We start from the raw sequence: 16701 nt of genomic DNA on the forward strand, positions 1-16701 counted from the left end.
GTGTTGGATGTTTCTAGGGAGGAGGGAGTCGAGTTATGGCGAATGATCAGCATACTGAACTAGAAACAGAATTGACGCTGGATCAGGTTAAGGATCAACTGATTGAATCAGGCAAAAAGAGAGCTTCATTGAACTACAAGGAAATTATTGAGAAACTCTCCCCGTTTGAGCAGGATGCAGAGCAAATGGATGAGTTTTACGAACAATTAAGTGACCTGGGTATCGACGTGGTAAACGAGAATGATGAAGAGGTTACGCTTCGCCCTAATGATGACTCAGAGAACAACAGCAGAGAGGGAGACGATGAGTTCCACTTTGATGATGATCTGAGCTTGCCTCCAGGCATCAAAATCAATGACCCTGTCCGGATGTATCTGAAGGAAATTGGTCGCGTACCTTTGTTGTCTGCGGATGATGAAGTGGAGTTGGCCAAACGGATTGAAAACGGGGATGAAGAAGCAAAGCGCCGACTGGCTGAGGCCAATCTCAGACTCGTAGTCAGTATCGCCAAACGTTATGTGGGACGCGGTATGCTGTTCCTTGACCTGATTCAGGAAGGAAACATGGGTCTGATCAAGGCCGTAGAGAAGTTTGACCACAAAAAGGGTTATAAGTTCAGTACGTATGCAACCTGGTGGATCCGTCAAGCGATCACACGTGCCATTGCCGATCAGGCTCGTACCATTCGTATTCCGGTGCACATGGTCGAAACGATTAATAAACTGATCCGGGTATCCCGTCAGTTGTTGCAAGAACTTGGACGTGAACCAACGCCGGAAGAAATCGCAGCCGAAATGGATCTGAGTGTGGAGAAAGTGCGTGAGATCACGAAGATTGCACAGGAACCGGTTTCCCTCGAAACACCGATTGGTGAAGAGGATGATTCCCATCTGGGCGATTTTATCGAGGATCAGGAAGCTCTGGCTCCAGCAGATGCTGCTGCTTATGAATTGCTGAAAGAACAGCTTGAAGACGTACTGGATACGTTGACAGAACGTGAAGAAAATGTACTTCGCCTTCGTTTTGGTCTGGACGATGGACGGACGAGAACGCTGGAAGAAGTGGGCAAGGTATTTGGGGTTACGCGTGAGCGTATTCGTCAGATCGAAGCTAAGGCTCTTCGTAAATTGCGTCACCCAAGCCGCAGCAAACGGCTAAAGGATTTCCTCGAATAACAGAACTACGGGAGACTTTTCGCAAGCCGCTCAGGCGGCGGCGAGGTCTCCTTTATTTTTAAATGGAATGTCTTAAATTGCTTGGTTTTGGTAATTAATCCTTGAAATGTTTGATTGGATTTCATTTTATCGCTTTTCGTTGTCCAATGCAAATCAATAAATTAAATGAATGTGCAGGTGCTTCATGAAACTTTCGAATCGATTACAACAAATACATGATCAAATTCCCGAAGGCAGCCGCATAGCCGACATAGGCTCAGATCACGCACTGCTACCGGTAGCGGCAGTACGCAGTGGGAAGGCTGCAAGTGCTGTGGCTGGTGAAGTTAACCCGGGGCCCTACGAGGCCGCGCGCAAACAGGTGAGTGATGCAGGGCTCCAGGAGCAGATTACCGTCCGTCGTGGAGACGGGCTTGAGGTCGTCTCTGCGGGAGAGGTAGACGTCATTACGATTGCGGGAATGGGCGGAGCATTAATTGCTTCCATACTGGATCGTGGCCTTTCCAAACTGGAAGAAGTGAAGATGCTTATTCTTCAACCTAATGTGGGAGAGGATATTCTCAGACGCTGGCTGATGGATCATCAATGGGTGGTCGTGGCGGAACGATTGCTCGAGGAAGATGGCAAGATCTATGAGATTATTACAGCTATGCCCCAGGCATCCAGTCCAATTGCGAATGAGGAAGTCTACCTTGCCCGTCCGCTTGAAGGTGGAGTCGTTCTGACGAAAGATCTACTGCTGCGTATGGGTCCATACCTAGTGGATAGACCGACAGATGTATTCTTTGCAAAATGGGAAAGTGAGATCGTTAAGCTGAAGGGCGTTGTACAGTCCATCTCAAAGTCCGACCAGGACTCTTCTCGTGAAAAAGCTGCCGAGGTGGAACGTCTGATTGCAAACCTGAAGGAGGTGCTCGAATGTTTGCCAAAGGTCAAACCGTAATTCAATTGATGGAGCAGCTGGCTCCCAAACACCTGGCTGTACCCGATGACCGGATTGGTCTGCAGCTGGGAAGTCTGCAAAAAGAGATAAGTCACGTTCTGGTTGCCCTTGATGTGACCGATGAAGTTGTTGAAGAAGCTATTCGAATCGGTGCCAACCTAATCATTGCACATCACGCTATTATTTTCCGGCCGGTAAAATCATTCAGTACGGATACACCGATGGGGAAATTGTATGAGAAGCTGATCAAGCATGATATTGCCGTATATATCAGTCACACGAATCTGGACGTAGCCGAAGGCGGCATGAATGATTGGATGGCTGAAGCAATTGGGATTGAGAGCAAAGAGTCTTTGGAAGACGTACATACAGACCATCTGTACAAGCTGGCTGTATTCGTCCCGCGCACACATCATGAACAGGTGCTTCAGGCCATTCTGGAAGCAGGAGCCGGAAGCATTGGTCAATACAGCAAATGCAGTTTCAATACGGAAGGAACGGGAACCTTTGTACCAGGAGAAGGAACACAGCCTTTTATCGGTGAACAGGGTCAGCTGGAGCGGGTGGAAGAGATGCGTATTGAGACCATTGTACCGCAAAGCCTGCGGAGCAAAGTCATACAGGCTATGCTGAAGGCTCATCCATATGAAGAAGTGGCCTATGACCTGTATGCGATGGATTTAAAGGGCCGTACGCTCGGTCTGGGACGTCTAGGACCCCTCAAGGAACCAAAGACACTGAGTGAGCTAGTAGAGGTCGTGAAGGCCCAATTAAACGTGCCATACGTTCGTGTAGTAGGGGATCTGAACCGGCAGATCAAAAAGGCGGCAGTCCTTGGTGGTTCAGGAAGCCGCTATACCCTGACTGCTCGCTTCAAGGGGGCCGATGTCATCGTAACGGGAGATATTGATTATCACACCGCACATGATGCGCTGATGGCTGGCATGTGCATCATTGATGCTGGGCACAATGCCGAGAAGATCATGAAGCCCAAAACAGCGGACTGGCTGCGATCCCGCTTGGCCGATAAGCGATATGAGACTCAAGTGACGGCCTCGGAGGTCAATACGGAAGTATTCCAATTTATGTAGTAATGTCGGGGTCATCTGTTTCCAGTAATATTAAGCTTGTTTGTAAACCCAAATGCCTGTATACTATGTAATGTTGTTCGGAAAGCTTGACAGACAATCGCTGGTGGCCTTGTTGCCACGAGAGGAAAGTCCGGGCTCCACAGGGCAGGATGCTGGATAACGTCCAGTCAGCGCGAGTTGAAGGATAGTGCCACAGAAATGGACCGCCGATGGCCGGATTTTCCGGCACAGGCAAGGATGGAACCGAGGTGTAAGAGACCCCGAGGAACGCTGGTGACTTCGTTCCTGGTAAACCCCATCTGGAGCAAGACCTAATGGGACACAGTCGACTCTTCGGAGGAGACAGCCTTAGCCCGAGGTGTGTCTAGGTTGGTCGCTTGAGCTGTGCAGCAATGTATGGCCTAGATAGATGATTGTCGCTTGTGGTGGGAGGGTAGTTCCCGTTTGAACCACGAAGAGCACAGAACCCGGCTTACGGTAAGCTTTCCAAACTGCAACAACATGTACTGAACTACTTACTGAGTATGTAATTGTACTTTTAAAATTAAAACATCAATAAGGCGACAGAAACCGATGATCTCGGATCTGCCGCCTTATTTTTTTTGAACTAATTTGGTTATGAGTGAACAGTACTCATAATACAGTTAATGACAGTTTATTACAGTGTAACCGCGGTATCGGATTGTATAGAAGCATGCCAGCGCTGAATTGCCCGATCCATACGTTCAACGGCTTCAGGAAGCAGGTCAGGGTCTGTATGCGTGAAATTGATACGCATCCGGTTCAGTTCAGGAGTCCCCGCATAGAAGGAATCACCTGGGACAATACACACTTTTTCCTGGATACCGTAAGTAAACAAATTGCTGGCTGCCATTGCTTCAGGCAGTTCTAACCACAGGAACATGCCGCCTTGTGGGGAGTTCCAAGTGATACCTTCCCAAGCCTTCTCAGTCATAAGTGAAGTCATGGTATGCATCCGTTTGGCGTAGTCTTTGGAAATACTGCGAATATGTCCATCAAGATCAAACGTTTCGAGCAAGGCATGAAGAGCTCTCTGGTCGATGCTGCTGGAATGCAGATCGGCTCCCTGTTTCGCTCGTGCAGCGATCTTAACAATATCTGCAGAAGCAAGAATCCAACCCGTACGAAGGCCTGGGGCTACGGTTTTGGAGAATGTGCTGGTATAGATGACGTTGGATGGTCCATCATAGGACGCTGCATCCAGTTCGACGAGCGAAGGTGCATCCAATTGTTCCGGATTGAAACGGATTTCGCCATATGGATCGTCCTCCAGAATAAGTACTCCATATTTGCGACAGAGGTCAACAGCCTGCTGTCTTCTGGTGCGACTCCATACTTTGCCTGATGGATTGGAAAACGTTGGATTAATGTAAACCAGTTTCGGTTGATGCCGTTTTAACTGTTCTTCAAGGGATTCAGGGAGCATACCCTCTTCATCACAGGCTACACCATGAGATTCGGCCTGATAGGAATGGATAACTTGAAGAGCAGCCAGGTAGGTTGGTGATTCAACCAGTACACTGTCACCCGGATCAAGCAGAATTCGGCAGACCAGATCTATGGATTGCTGTGATCCTGTAGTCAGGAGCATATGATCGGGGGAAGCGGGAATGCCCTTGGATTCCAGACGCTCGGCAATTTTGGCACGAAGCGGTCTATAGCCTTCCGTTTCTGCATATTGAAGGGCAGCGGCGCCGCTCATAAACACCTGTTGATACGCGTCACGTATAGCTTCAACCGGGAATGATGACTGTGCTGGCAAACCTCCGGCAAGGGATATCATTCCGGGCGCCTGAGCGGCCTGAAGCATGTCGCGAACGACAGAGGACGGGGTGTTTAAAGCCATTTTGGACCAAGGGATACTCATCGTGTTCTCATCTCCTGTTATTCACTGTTATACTGATATTATAAACTATAATAGCCGGAATGCTATATAACAGTAAAATGTGGATGATAACAGTTGGGGGAGCGGGCAGATGCACATCGAATTGAAACGGGGAAGCAGCACCAAATTGTATATTCAAATCGCACTTACACTCGCAGACCGGATCCGTTCGGGTTTGATTGAGCCGGGAACACGTCTGCCATCTGTACGGAAAATGACCGCGGATCTGGGAGTAAGTCTGGTCACCGTGTCTAAGGCGTATGCCGAACTTGAGGCCATTCAACTGATAACCTGTTCACAGGGAAAAGGATGCTATGTACGCGGGGCTCAGGAGATGGATAAAACGCAGGATCTTGAGAAAAACCAGCAATCAGATCGAAATCACGATAATAACACCCCATGGAACTGGCAAATGGCACTTGTGGATTATTTGCCGCGTGCACAGCTTTGGCGGCACTTTGATGCTTCTCCTCAGGTTCAGTATGAACTGCATATGTCAGCCATCCAGCCTGAGCTGCTGCCAACGACTGAAATTATCAATAGTGCCTACCGGCTATCCTCCGACCATCCTGAACGCATGGCAGCGTACGGCTCTTTTCAGGGGGATCGTGAGCTGCGCCAGACCTTTGCAGGCCATTTTGCCGAAAGGGGTCTGCAAGTCACCCCGGAGCGGATGCTGATTACGAGTGGTACACAGCAGGGAATCGACTTAGTCGCTCGCACCTTCGTGGGGCCTGGAGATGTGGTATACATGGAGGCTCCTACATACACGGGTGCAATTGATGTATTTACGAGCAGGGGAGCCAAAATCATTACTGTGCCGATGGACAGTGAAGGCATGCGTATTGATCTGTTGACACGCCTCTGCGACACGTACCCGCCGAAGTTGATTTATACCATTCCTACGTACCACAATCCGACAGGTGTAACGATGAGTGCCAGAAGACGGGCACAATTGTTGAATCTGGCCCAAAGTTATCATTGTCTCATTTTGGAGGATGATCCATTTGCCGATCTGTACTTCCGGGATTCTCCTCCCGCGTCTATTAAATCGATGGATGTTACAGGGCATGTCGTTTATATAAAAAGTTTCAGCAAGGTACTGTCTCCAGGTTGCCGCGTAGCCTGTGCAATCGCTGAAGGGAGTGTGCTGACCCGTTTGGTGGCAGCCAAATCCACAGCGGATCTGGGCAGTCCTCTGCTCACACAAAAGGCACTTCAATCCTTCATTCAGCATCAGTATAGCTCCTATATCGTTCGATTGCGCGAAGAGCTGTACGCCAGGCTTCAGGCCGCATCCGATGTTCTGGAGGAACACGGTGTGCCGGGCATGTACTGGGTCCTGCCTGAAGGCGGCTTGAATCTGTGGCTCCAGCTGCCGGATGGTCTGGATATGCGAGAGCTGCACCGTCAGTCTCTGGCCGCAGGGGTTTCTTTTCTGCCGGGATCAGCTTGCTACGTAGGTGAGACGGATACGGCAAGCTTGCGAATTTGCTTCACGGTAACGAATCTGAACAGGTTATGTGAAGGGCTTCGTGTGTTGTGCGGTGTTATTCAGAGGGTCATGCCTCAGCAGGGTGGGGCAACGGCGGACAGGCTGCCGCTCATTTAATTTTCCGGAACAAGGACATACATCCAATCCACTTTCGTCCTGATGCAATACGTTATAGTATCACTTGAAAGGGAGTTGGTTTGAAATGAACCATTACTGTCCACCGCTTTGCCCGATTGTATGTGACCCGATCCAGGTTGTTGAGGATTACTACGTTCCACAGATCGTACCTGTCATCCACCCGATTGAAGTCATCAAAAAAACGCACTGTGTGCCGATTCATCATCACATGTATCCTGTCGTTGTCAAAGAAGAAGATCCTTGCTATGTATCCAGCCATAACGGCAAGAAAAAATCCGTGAAAAAATCAGGCAAAGCCCGCACAACGTCCCGCAAACGCTAGTTGCAGCGGGTGCCCCGGGGAAATAGAGAACAGCTTAAAAAGCAGCATACGCCCCGGGGCGCAGCTGCTTTTGTTTTTTTATACCAAGCTAACTCGGAGAACAATCAACGAAATGGCTACTTGTTATATTTTTTCATGGTGTTATCCATCTGCTGCCTCACATGTTGAGGCCAGAACTGTAGAGGTGCACTGTTGCTTGAAGCAGCCTGAAGGGCCTTGTAAACATCGACCTGTCCATAACCATAATACTTGTCGTGGCCGGGGTCGCCTAGGTCAATGACACTCTGACGCATCAGATCCATGACTTCCGTATTGGTTAGATCCGGATTTAACGAACGAATTAACCCTGCAAGTGCAGCGACATGGGGACTGGCCATGGACGTTCCGGACAAGGCGGCATATTGATTATTGGGATAGGTGCTTGCGATGCTGGTGCCTGGCGCCATCACATCCACATAATCCCCATAGTTGGAGTACGAAGCCTTATTCATATCCGGATCAGTGGCCGAGACGGCGAACACCTCGGGATAAGCGGCAGGATATCCAGGCCGTTCGGTGTTATCATTCCCGGTTGCAGCAATCAGGACAATATCGCGATCAAAGGCATACTTGATGGCATCATGCAGAAATTGGGCATCTGCATAGTTGCCCAGACTCATGTTAATGACCTTAGCGCCATGGTCTGCAGCCCAAATAATGCCTTCGGCCACAGCATATGTGGTTCCTGAACCTGAATTGTCCAGCACCTTCACAGGGAGAACCTTGTTATACCAGCTCATCCCCGCCACGCCTTCACTGTTATTAACAATAGCACCAATGATTCCGGCTACATGTGTACCATGCCCTACATCATCAAGTGGTTTGCTCTTAGGATCAACCACGTTATATCCCTCCAGCAGCTTGCCCTTCAGATCCGGGTGATTCAGATCTACCCCGGTATCCACTACTGCAACAATAACGTCTTCTTTTCCTTTGGTTATATTCCAGCCCCGATTGGTTTCAATGGCGGGGAGATTCCATTGATAATCGGTGAACAAAATATCGTTGGGAATCGTTACATCCGTATCGGTTTGTTCAGGTGCAGTCTCATTGGTTAAATACATGTAGTGGGGTTCCATATACAGTGGATTCCATTTGCGTTCAAAATAGGCATGCAGCTGCTCGTAGTTCATGTGTTCTGATCGAAAAACATAAGTGTATCCCAGCTTACGCGCAGATTGGGTACGTAAATCGGATTTGATGATTCGCATATCCCGTTCACCCGGCTCCTGTCGGAAACGAATAACGATTTCATTTTCGTAGAAATGGCTGGCATTGGCATTATCATGACCTGTTTTTACAGTGACTTCGTTAAGGGTATCAGGGTGAACGGATTCGATTTTGAATTTGCCCTCACGTGGGTAAGGAATCATACGCAGATTTTTGCGCTGATGTTGTTCCACCGCATTCAGGACACTTTGGCTAAAGAGTGCAATAACCGCTTTGTTCCCGTCCTTGGAGGGGATTCCCATGACGAAGTATTTTTCTTTGCCTAAGGGAAATGAGGAAGATTCAAAGCTTTGACGTTTCATAACAGCTTTTTTCGCAAGGTTAAGGGAGTGCGCCAGTTTTTGCTGCTCCACTTTGCTTCCTTCACCAGATGCTTTAGCGAAATGTTTGCTGATGGAGCTTTTCGTATCCAGCACATCAATGGCACGGATATGATCGTGTGTACGCTGTAAATCCTGAACGTAACGACCAAACTCGGCCTCATTCATTGAGGTGCTCTTTTCGAGCATTAACCTCAGATGCTGCTTGGCATCCATACGAGTCAACAAGTCTGTCGCTTTCACATCCTGTACTTTTAAACGCTGTTTGTTCGCATGTTCCTCATGAGGAGCATCGTGCATGGCACTCGGCTCAGGTGCAGGACGGTTGGATGTCGGAAGCAGCAAGGTCAGCGCAAGTGCTCCTGCACCAGCGGCAATGGCCCAGTTTATCCATTTAGGTCTGGACATGGGGGATGTAACCTCCTCTTGTATTTTGGACAGCAGTCATGAGAGTTTCCTGTATTCATCGTTGTCCTTGGCATAGTTCTATCGTTAGGAAAAGCGGTTATTTTTATGCAGGTGAAAACGGAGCAGACTTCGCTTAATGGGTAAGGATCGTGGCGGTTATGTAAAGGATGATTAAGGGATACCGCTCGTCATCTTTTTATGGTAGGATAGTAGCTGAGAATTCAAGGTCAGGGGACAACCACCGTGGCCGACCTATATGTAAGGACTTATTTAAGGGGGAGCTACCTTTATGTCAGCAGCCAATGTACAGAAAACTTGTGAGTCAACTAGGGAAAAGTTAAAACCTGCTATCGATCGGATCGAACAATTTTTGAATGAAAATGCCTTGCCTGAACTGGATCAGAATCAGACTGAGGAATCAACAACCTTCTACAAAGGATTTCTTTCGGATCTCCGTCATTTGCTTGTTTTTTCTGAAGTTTCTTACGAAAAACTTGGCGTTGTGCTGCGTCGTGCCAATTTCGATGTCGATTTTGCCGAAAAGGCTCTCTATAATACGTATCATCAATGCGTAAATAGCTTTTTCTATCCGAAAAATGAATGTTATTCCGAAGATGGAAGATATGCGTACACAGGTCAGGATGCTATTCGCTTCCGCGACAAGCCAGTTCGTGCAGTGCGCGATGTTATTCTTGAAATTTCCAAAACGTATGAAGAACTGCGTGATGATCTGGCCTATTATGAAAGTGACTATTTGACCCAGCGCCGGATGCAGAATCAACGCAACCACGCATAGTTCAACGTCTAACTGATTATATAAAATGGATGAAACCGCCAGCAATGGCGGTTTTTTTGGCGTTTCCGAACAAGAAAAGAGTGCCTGATTTCATGTCATCATCTGACATCTCGCCAGAGAATAGCCGATTTACGCTGGGGAGACAATAGATGTCGAGGTGATAAATAAATGAGCCAAGACAAGCCAATTGTCAAATGCAGTGTGTCCAACTGTCATTTCTGGGGAGAAAACAATTTCTGCCATGCAGATGCCATCATGATTGACATTGACCAACATGCTACCCGTCGCTTGCATGAAGAATTCGCAGGAGAAACGTTTGATTCGGATCATCAGGATCATGCACGTACTTCTTCAGCGACATGCTGTCACACATTCAAACCCAAATGAGCAGTCATCCCTATATTCATAATGGAGGTGCTTTGAAGTGAAGAATGACCATAAAGAGGATTATCCATTTCATCGTTCCAAAACTGCCACCCCCGCCAATGTGAAGAAGCGTGACCGTGTGGATTATCCACGACGTGAACATCGCGAGGAGTACGGCGCAGAGGTAGCTCCTCCGGCTTCTGTTCGTACAGAACGCAAGGAACCTGCTGCAGCAGCCCCAGAAAAGCATGAAGCTGACCGCGTTATGGAGTCAACCGGTAAAGTTTCCGCTTATATTGGGCTTGCATGCGGGATCGCGTCCTTGTTCATGTGGTCTATCGTACTTGGTCCAGCTGCAGCCGTGCTTGGTTACTATGCTTATGTAAACGGGCGTAAAACAGCCGGAGCCTGGTCCATTGGACTTGGCGCACTGGCAACGATCAGTTATTTCTTCATGATTCCATTTGCCCGTTAAATTCAGGCTTGACGAATACCTGATTAGCCAGGGATTTCATCTGAATATTGCATATCTTCACCTTCTCCCTTCCCGTAAATACGGGATATGGGCGAAGGTTTTTCGTTTTTGCGCAAACAAAAGGTTAAGATTGGTTTATTTTTCTGAAAACCATGGCAGATTTTTGTAAAACGATGTAGAATATAGGCATAATATACGTTTATTTATACGGGAGTGGGAAAACAGATGCAGATTGATCCAAGTGGGTCACGGCAGTTACTGGACCTTCAGTTGTCCAATGTTGCCAATCAAACGAATGTGTCCGGTGATGCTGCTGGTTCATCATCAGACTTTGCTGATATGATGGACGGGCTGTTAAGTGCGAATACAAGTTCCTCCATCAGCGGCGATTCATCTTCTTCAACGTCAGTTGGTATCTCCAAAAGATCAAGTGACGGCTTGTTATGGTTACAACTGGGCAGTTTGTATAATACGGATTCAAGTGTGAGTTCATCCAGCAGTAGGGAAAGTGTGTCATTGTCGACTCTTAGCAAGACTGAGAGCGCTGATGCCAAGGCATCTGTGCCGACAGATTTTGAATCTCTGATTGCAGCGGCGAGTGCCAAATACGGTGTACCTGAAGCTCTGATTAAGGCTGTAATTGACACGGAATCCGGTTTTAATCCGAACGTGGTATCTTCTGCTGGCGCCAAAGGCTTGATGCAATTAATGGATGGGACTGCAGCCGGACTTGGTGTAACGAACGCCTTCGATCCTGCGCAGAGTATTGATGCCGGAACCAAATATCTCTCCCTTCAGCTTCAGCGTTTTGGTGGCGAAGTGAAGATGGCGCTTGCGGCTTATAATGCCGGACCAGGGCGCGTTTCCCGTCTTGGTGTGTCAAATGACAGTGAACTGATGAGCGTACTTAACCTTTTGCCTGCGGAGACACAGGCCTATATTTCCAAAGTGGAAAAAGCACAGTCGAAATATACAGTATAGAGCAAAAGACTATGATTACAGCGAGTTCAGGAAGAGATCAATTCAGGAGCATGCTTGGGAACCCAGCCTGTTCCGGTTTGGTCTTTTTGTGTTGGGGCGGGATCGTGTTACAATGCTCACTGTAGGTTTATGAGAACATCTGAAGGAGGTCTGACCTCATTTGAAATATTTTGATTATGCGGCGACAACTCCTCCTGATTCAGAAGTGGTTCGAACGATGGCTGAAATTATGGAGGCTCATTATGGCAATCCGTCATCCATTCATGGGTACGGAGAACGAGCGGATCAACTGCTGAGACGTGCACGATTCGGTTGTGCAGCTGCCATTGGTGTTAAGCCTGGGGAGATCGTGTTTACTTCCGGGGCAACGGAGAGCAACAACCTCGCGATAAAAGGAGCGGCACTTAGATATCAGACACGTGGAAAACATCTCATCACGACGGCTACCGAACATGCTTCGGTATATGAGAGCTTTTTGCAGCTGCAGCAGTGGGGTTGGGAAGTGACCTGGGTGCCCGTGGATTCGGATGGCCGCGTGAGCGCTCAGCAGATTATGGATGCATTGAGACCAGACACGGTACTTGTCAGCTTGATGCATGTAAACAATGAAACAGGCGCTATCCATCCCGTTGCAGAGATAGGCAACCGATTAAAAAGTGATGCGCCGCGCGTACTTTTTCACGTGGATGGGGTACAGGGGTTTGGCAAAATGGACGCAAAGCCTGCCACGTGGGGGGCTGATCTGTACAGTTTATCTGCCCACAAAATCCGTGGTCCGAAAGGAGTGGGGCTCCTGTATGTACGAAGCGGGGTAGAGCTTACCCCACTGCTGTCTGGTGGTTCGCAGGAGCAGGGCATGAGAGCAGGAACCGAAAATGTCCCTTTAATTGTAGGGATGGCGAAGGCGATGCGTCTTGCAGCAGAACGGCAGTTGGAGTTTGCTGAACGTGCAACCGTACTGAGAGATCGAATTATGGAAACCATTGAAACGATTCCTGGACTTATCCTGAACAGTCGGAAGGATGGAGCCCCCCACATTATTCACTTTTCCTATCCGGGGATGAAGGCTGAAGTGGCGCTCCATACGCTGGAGCAGCTTGGGATCATCGTTTCTACACAATCAGCCTGCTCCTCCCGCTCTGCGGAGCCCAGCAGAGTCCTTCTTGCGATGGGAAGAGATGCGGCGAGCGCTTCAGGCGGATTGCGGATTAGTCTAGGTAATGAACATACAGAAGAGGATGTGGCCTTGCTGGAACAAGCGCTGCATCAGATGGTGGCGCAACTGCGCCCGTTGGAAAGGCGGATGTAAAGTCAAATGAAATATGATATGCTGCTTCTCCGTTTTGGAGAGTTTATGTTAAAAGGCAAAAATCGTGCACGATTTGAAAAAACGATTATATCTCAGGTGCGTGCCCTGCTCAAGCCATATCCAGGCGCAAGCTTGCGCAAGGAATTTGGACGATTGTACGTGGATCTCGGTGGTCACTCCCATACAGAGCTGATCGCAGTGCTGAAACGGGTTTTTGGTGTGATGTCCATCAGCCCGGTTAAAGTGACTCCTTCTGTGCTTGAGGATATTGTGGAAACGGCCGTAGCTTTCATGGATGAGAGAGAAAATGAGTTCAGGGAAGGTACAACGTTCAAAGTAAATACCCGCCGGGTGTGGAAAGAGTTCCCTCATTCTTCACACGAAATGAACCACATGGTCGGCTCCCCGATCCTAAGAAAATTCCAGCAGCTTCGTGTGGACGTACGTAATCCGGACATCGAACTGAGAGTAGAGATCCGAGATCAGGGAACTTATATTTTCAATGAAGTGATTCCAGCTGTCGGCGGGTTTCCTCTCGGTACCAATGGCAAAGCGATGGCGCTGCTTTCGGGAGGAATAGATAGTCCTGTTGCGGCCTGGGCGTCCATGCGTCGTGGACTGGAAGTGGAGTGTGTACACTTTTACAGTTATCCGTTCACCAGCCAGCGTGCTAAGGAAAAGGTGATCGATCTGGCCCGTGCTTTGGCTGATCATGCCGGTACCATCAAGTTGCACCTGGTCCCTTTTACAGAGATCCAAACAGCGTTCACTCAGCTGGGACAGGATAATCTCATCATCACACTGATGCGCCGCTCCATGCTGCGAATTGCGACCAAGCTGGCTGAACGTGAGCGGGCACTTGCATTAATTACCGGAGATAGTCTTGGTCAAGTCGCAAGCCAGACGCTGCCTAGCATGAATGTAATCGGACGCGCAACAGAACTTCCACTTTTGCGTCCTCTCGTAATGATGGACAAGCAGGAAATTATTACGTTGTCCAAACAGATTGGGACGTATGATATATCGATTCTGCCTTACGAGGATTGCTGTACCCTTTTTGTGCCCAAATCGCCTACAACGAATCCAAATCTTCGCATCGTGGACAAAATTGAAGCAACGATGAGTCATTTGACTGAATGGGTAGACGAAGCTGTTGCTCAAACGGAGACCATTGTTCTGCATGCAGGGGAATCAGCTCCTGCAACTAGTGAAAACGCGGAAAATGAAATCAAGGAAGACTGGTTCTGATCATCGCATCAACTTGCAGAATGACATAATAAGGACTATGTTACCTTCAATGGAAAAAGGACCGGCCGATGGAAAATCGGCCAGTCCTTTTTGTATGTCTATCTTGGTTTTATGAATATGAACGCTGCTGCTCTCCACCTCGTCTATTGCTGCTGGAACGTTTGCGGTATCCTGCGAATACCACACCTGCAACGACCAGCACGATAAACAGAACGCGCAGGGCAGGATGCTCGGTGAAAAACGGCACAAGCCGATGTTCCTCTGTAATCATATGGGACGCGGTATAGCCGAGTACAATGGCCCCAAGATATATAATCCATGGGAAGTGATTGATCAGCTTGATGAACAGGGTACTTCCCCATACGATGATGGGCACACTGATCAACAGTCCGATGATAACAAGTACCAGATGCTGTTCAGCCGCACCAGCTACTGCAATCACATTATCCAGTCCCATGGCCGCATCGGCAATAACGATGGTGCGAACTGCTACCCATAAAGAGCTGCCTGCCTTAATATCGTTATGCTCTTCACCCTGGTCCGCCAATAGTTTATAAGCGATCCAGATCAGCAAAACGCCACCTACTAGCAGCAGCCAAGGCACCTTAAGCAGCCAAAGTACGACAACTGTGGCTACAATCCGAATCACTAGGGCACCCGCTGTCCCGTAGAGAATCGCCTTTTTCTGCACAGATGGGTGCAAATTACGTGCAGCTAGACCGATAACGATTGCATTATCGCCAGCCAGCATGAGATCAATAAATACAATTTTCACCAAAGCAAGCCAAAAAACAGCGCTAAAAAGCTCCATATGCTGTCACTCCTTCTATATGTCCGAACCTAGAAAAGCTTGTTCAATCGTTAAGAATAGCATGGACAACTTTGACATACAAGTAAGAATGGGGGGAGGAGAAACATGGATACATTGTGGCTGTTGACTGAAATTCTAATGATCAATCTGGTTTTGAGTGGAGATAATGCGGTAGTCATTGCTCTCGCGAGTAAGGATCTGCCGGAGAAGCAGCGTAAACAAGCGGTATGGTGGGGGGCTTTTGGTGCGGTTGTACTTCGGTGTGTATTAACTTTTGCAGCGGTGTTAATGCTCGGGATTCCTTTTATACAGGCAGCGGGCGGGATATTACTGTTCTGGATTGCCGTGAAGCTCCTGCTTCAAAACGAAGACGAAGTACATATTCGGGAAGCTTCTACGACCTGGAAAGCGATTCAGACCATTTTGATTGCCGATTTTGTCATGAGTCTGGACAATGTGCTTGCCATTGCGGCATTGGCTGATGGAGATCTGGCACTTATAGTTATCGGAATAGCAATCAGTATTCCCATTGTGGTGTGGGGGAGCGGATTAATCGTCGGTTTGTTGAAACGATTCCCCATTCTGGTATTTGCCGGCGCAGGGATCCTGGCATTTACGGCAGGTGAAATGGTCATGAGTGACCCGAAGCTGGGTCAATGGCTTGGCGGCTTGACGGCTGAAGCCCACACACTTCTACCAGTGGCAATGGCTGGTCTGGTCATAGCGGTTGGAGGAGCGCACAAGTTTGTCAGGCGGAATGTATAATTTGGTTCTGGATAGCAGCGAAAAAAACAGAGTGGAAGACAACCGTCTGCCGAGGACGGTTTTTTTGTTGAATTTAATCGTCCTATGTTGTGAACATTGAGGAATAAGGGACGGTTCATTTCGTTAAGGGTAATACATACAAGAGCAGCGGCAAAAAGCGACATCAAGTATAGTTTTTTGCAAAAACATGGGCTACACTAGAGGCAGGTCTACAAAAGCTGATCATCATGAAACGGCAAATTCGTTGAAGCTTACAACCTACATAGCCTAATTGATATAAGAGGTGATTGCAGATGAAAATGAGAAATGAAAAAGCGATCGGCATATTTATTGTGGCAGCAGGTATTATTATTTTGCTTGGCAAACTTGGGGTGTTTGGCTTCATTGGACGCCATTTCTGGCCTTTGCTTCTATTGCTGCCAGGCATTGCTCTCCATGCCCTGTACTATGCAAGAGTCACTCCTACGTGGTCACTTGTTCCCGCAGGCATATTGACGGTGTATGGTATTTTGTTCGGAATTACGAATACATGGGGCGGAGGGCTGATGAGCAGTCTCTGGCCAGCGTTCTTGCTGGGAATTGCCGTTGGTTTACTGGAATACGGACTCGCTGAACGTTATAAACCCGAGTTTGTGCTGCCAGCAGCATGGGGTATAGGTGCTTTGTCCATTGTTTTATTCGGATTTACCCTGCTTCATACCGGAATTATCTATGTGCTGGCGATCCTTTTGATTTTGGGCGGGGTCTGGTTGCTGCTTGGACGAGGACGTGGCCGAAAGGGCTGGTAACATTGCCAAAGACGTTACTCCAAGCGAAATATCTTGATTTTTAGCTATGATCAACTATAATATAAGGGATAAAGACATGCGTCGGGATATCACCG

Annotated in this window: 16 protein-coding genes and 1 other RNA gene; 14 read left to right on the top strand and 3 right to left on the bottom strand. The window is 48.2% G+C overall.

What is annotated here, in order from left to right; genetic code table 11:
- Positions 1–35: 35 nt before the first annotated feature.
- From rpoD to rnpB, 4 genes are all read left to right on the top strand, one after another.
- Entirely contained in the window at positions 36–1175 is a 1140-nt protein-coding gene (rpoD, locus tag ABGV42_RS24090; RefSeq protein WP_095289908.1) for an RNA polymerase sigma factor RpoD, read from the top strand.
- A gap of 184 nt (positions 1176–1359) precedes the next feature.
- A complete protein-coding gene (locus ABGV42_RS24095; protein WP_347384021.1) occupies positions 1360–2118 on the top strand; it encodes a tRNA (adenine(22)-N(1))-methyltransferase in 759 nt (252 codons plus the stop codon).
- A complete protein-coding gene (locus tag ABGV42_RS24100) occupies positions 2094–3209 on the top strand; it encodes a Nif3-like dinuclear metal center hexameric protein (RefSeq protein ID WP_347384022.1) in 1116 nt (371 codons plus the stop codon). Before ABGV42_RS24095 ends, ABGV42_RS24100 begins: the two co-directional genes overlap by 25 nt.
- An 81-nt stretch (positions 3210–3290) precedes the next feature.
- An RNA gene (rnpB, locus tag ABGV42_RS24105) (RNase P RNA component class A) lies at positions 3291–3699 on the top strand.
- A 168-nt stretch (positions 3700–3867) separates the two neighbouring features.
- Here rnpB and ABGV42_RS24110 read toward each other — a convergent pair.
- The gene (locus tag ABGV42_RS24110; RefSeq protein WP_347384023.1) at positions 3868–5097 is read right to left on the bottom strand and encodes a PLP-dependent aminotransferase family protein; all 1230 of its coding nucleotides are present in this window, start codon (positions 5095–5097) and stop codon (positions 3868–3870) included.
- A gap of 109 nt (positions 5098–5206) precedes the next feature.
- On the opposite strand from ABGV42_RS24110, the gene ABGV42_RS24115 reads away from it, so the two are divergent.
- Together ABGV42_RS24115 and ABGV42_RS24120 are read left to right on the top strand one after the other, a co-directional pair.
- Positions 5207–6727: a PLP-dependent aminotransferase family protein gene (locus tag ABGV42_RS24115; RefSeq protein WP_347384024.1), complete on the top strand. Its 1521-nt coding sequence runs from the start codon at positions 5207–5209 to the stop codon at positions 6725–6727.
- Positions 6728–6812: 85 nt separating this feature from the next.
- Positions 6813–7070 (top strand): hypothetical protein, encoded by a 258-nt coding sequence (locus ABGV42_RS24120; RefSeq protein WP_347384025.1) that lies wholly within the window; start codon positions 6813–6815, stop codon positions 7068–7070.
- 116 nt (positions 7071–7186) lie between these two features.
- Here the strand turns inward: ABGV42_RS24120 and ABGV42_RS24125 are convergent, their stop codons facing one another.
- On the bottom strand, positions 7187–9067 hold the full coding sequence (locus ABGV42_RS24125) for a S8 family peptidase (protein ID WP_347384026.1): 1881 nt from the start codon (positions 9065–9067) through the stop codon (positions 7187–7189).
- A 289-nt stretch (positions 9068–9356) separates the two neighbouring features.
- Between ABGV42_RS24125 and ABGV42_RS24130 the strand changes: the two genes are divergently transcribed.
- From ABGV42_RS24130 to thiI, 6 genes are all read left to right on the top strand, one after another.
- On the top strand, positions 9357–9863 hold the full coding sequence (locus ABGV42_RS24130; RefSeq protein WP_175397508.1) for a YpuI family protein: 507 nt from the start codon (positions 9357–9359) through the stop codon (positions 9861–9863).
- Between the two features lie 168 nt (positions 9864–10031).
- Positions 10032–10250 (top strand): DUF1540 domain-containing protein, encoded by a 219-nt coding sequence (locus ABGV42_RS24135; RefSeq protein ID WP_095289916.1) that lies wholly within the window; start codon positions 10032–10034, stop codon positions 10248–10250.
- 37 nt (positions 10251–10287) lie between these two features.
- Positions 10288–10704: a hypothetical protein gene (locus ABGV42_RS24140; protein ID WP_431523675.1), complete on the top strand. Its 417-nt coding sequence runs from the start codon at positions 10288–10290 to the stop codon at positions 10702–10704.
- 225 nt (positions 10705–10929) lie between these two features.
- Positions 10930–11685, top strand: coding sequence for a lytic transglycosylase domain-containing protein (locus ABGV42_RS24145; RefSeq protein ID WP_347384027.1), 756 nt, complete (start codon positions 10930–10932; stop codon positions 11683–11685).
- 160 nt (positions 11686–11845) lie between these two features.
- A complete protein-coding gene (locus ABGV42_RS24150) occupies positions 11846–12994 on the top strand; it encodes a cysteine desulfurase family protein (RefSeq protein ID WP_347384028.1) in 1149 nt (382 codons plus the stop codon).
- Between the two features lie 6 nt (positions 12995–13000).
- Positions 13001–14242 (top strand): tRNA uracil 4-sulfurtransferase ThiI, encoded by a 1242-nt coding sequence (thiI, locus tag ABGV42_RS24155; protein WP_347384029.1) that lies wholly within the window; start codon positions 13001–13003, stop codon positions 14240–14242.
- Positions 14243–14351: 109 nt separating this feature from the next.
- On the opposite strand, the gene ABGV42_RS24160 is transcribed toward thiI, so the two are convergent.
- Positions 14352–15053 carry a TerC family protein gene (locus ABGV42_RS24160; RefSeq protein WP_347384030.1) on the bottom strand — a complete coding sequence of 234 codons (702 nt, stop codon included), beginning with the start codon at positions 15051–15053 and terminating at the stop codon, positions 14352–14354.
- A 105-nt stretch (positions 15054–15158) separates the two neighbouring features.
- On the opposite strand from ABGV42_RS24160, the gene ABGV42_RS24165 reads away from it, so the two are divergent.
- Both ABGV42_RS24165 and ABGV42_RS24170 read left to right on the top strand, forming a co-directional pair.
- Positions 15159–15818: a TerC family protein gene (locus tag ABGV42_RS24165; RefSeq protein ID WP_347384031.1), complete on the top strand. Its 660-nt coding sequence runs from the start codon at positions 15159–15161 to the stop codon at positions 15816–15818.
- 293 nt (positions 15819–16111) lie between these two features.
- Positions 16112–16606 carry a hypothetical protein gene (locus ABGV42_RS24170; protein ID WP_193723844.1) on the top strand — a complete coding sequence of 165 codons (495 nt, stop codon included), beginning with the start codon at positions 16112–16114 and terminating at the stop codon, positions 16604–16606.
- Positions 16607–16701: the final 95 nt, after the last annotated feature.

The organism is Paenibacillus pabuli, assembly GCF_039831995.1.
GTDB lineage: Bacteria > Bacillota > Bacilli > Paenibacillales > Paenibacillaceae > Paenibacillus > Paenibacillus pabuli_C.

Coding starts and splice junctions, on each gene's coding strand:
- ABGV42_RS24110 (WP_347384023.1), bottom strand. CDS start 5,097: ATGAGTATCCCTTGGTCCAAAATGGCTTTAAACACCCCGTCCTCTGTC.
- ABGV42_RS24115 (WP_347384024.1), top strand. CDS start 5,207: ATGCACATCGAATTGAAACGGGGAAGCAGCACCAAATTGTATATTCAA.
- ABGV42_RS24095 (WP_347384021.1), top strand. CDS start 1,360: ATGAAACTTTCGAATCGATTACAACAAATACATGATCAAATTCCCGAA.
- ABGV42_RS24125 (WP_347384026.1), bottom strand. CDS start 9,067: ATGTCCAGACCTAAATGGATAAACTGGGCCATTGCCGCTGGTGCAGGA.
- ABGV42_RS24130 (WP_175397508.1), top strand. CDS start 9,357: ATGTCAGCAGCCAATGTACAGAAAACTTGTGAGTCAACTAGGGAAAAG.
- ABGV42_RS24145 (WP_347384027.1), top strand. CDS start 10,930: ATGCAGATTGATCCAAGTGGGTCACGGCAGTTACTGGACCTTCAGTTG.
- ABGV42_RS24160 (WP_347384030.1), bottom strand. CDS start 15,053: ATGGAGCTTTTTAGCGCTGTTTTTTGGCTTGCTTTGGTGAAAATTGTA.
- ABGV42_RS24165 (WP_347384031.1), top strand. CDS start 15,159: ATGGATACATTGTGGCTGTTGACTGAAATTCTAATGATCAATCTGGTT.
- ABGV42_RS24120 (WP_347384025.1), top strand. CDS start 6,813: ATGAACCATTACTGTCCACCGCTTTGCCCGATTGTATGTGACCCGATC.
- ABGV42_RS24100 (WP_347384022.1), top strand. CDS start 2,094: ATGTTTGCCAAAGGTCAAACCGTAATTCAATTGATGGAGCAGCTGGCT.
- ABGV42_RS24135 (WP_095289916.1), top strand. CDS start 10,032: ATGAGCCAAGACAAGCCAATTGTCAAATGCAGTGTGTCCAACTGTCAT.
- ABGV42_RS24170 (WP_193723844.1), top strand. CDS start 16,112: ATGAAAATGAGAAATGAAAAAGCGATCGGCATATTTATTGTGGCAGCA.
- rpoD (WP_095289908.1), top strand. CDS start 36: ATGGCGAATGATCAGCATACTGAACTAGAAACAGAATTGACGCTGGAT.
- thiI (WP_347384029.1), top strand. CDS start 13,001: ATGAAATATGATATGCTGCTTCTCCGTTTTGGAGAGTTTATGTTAAAA.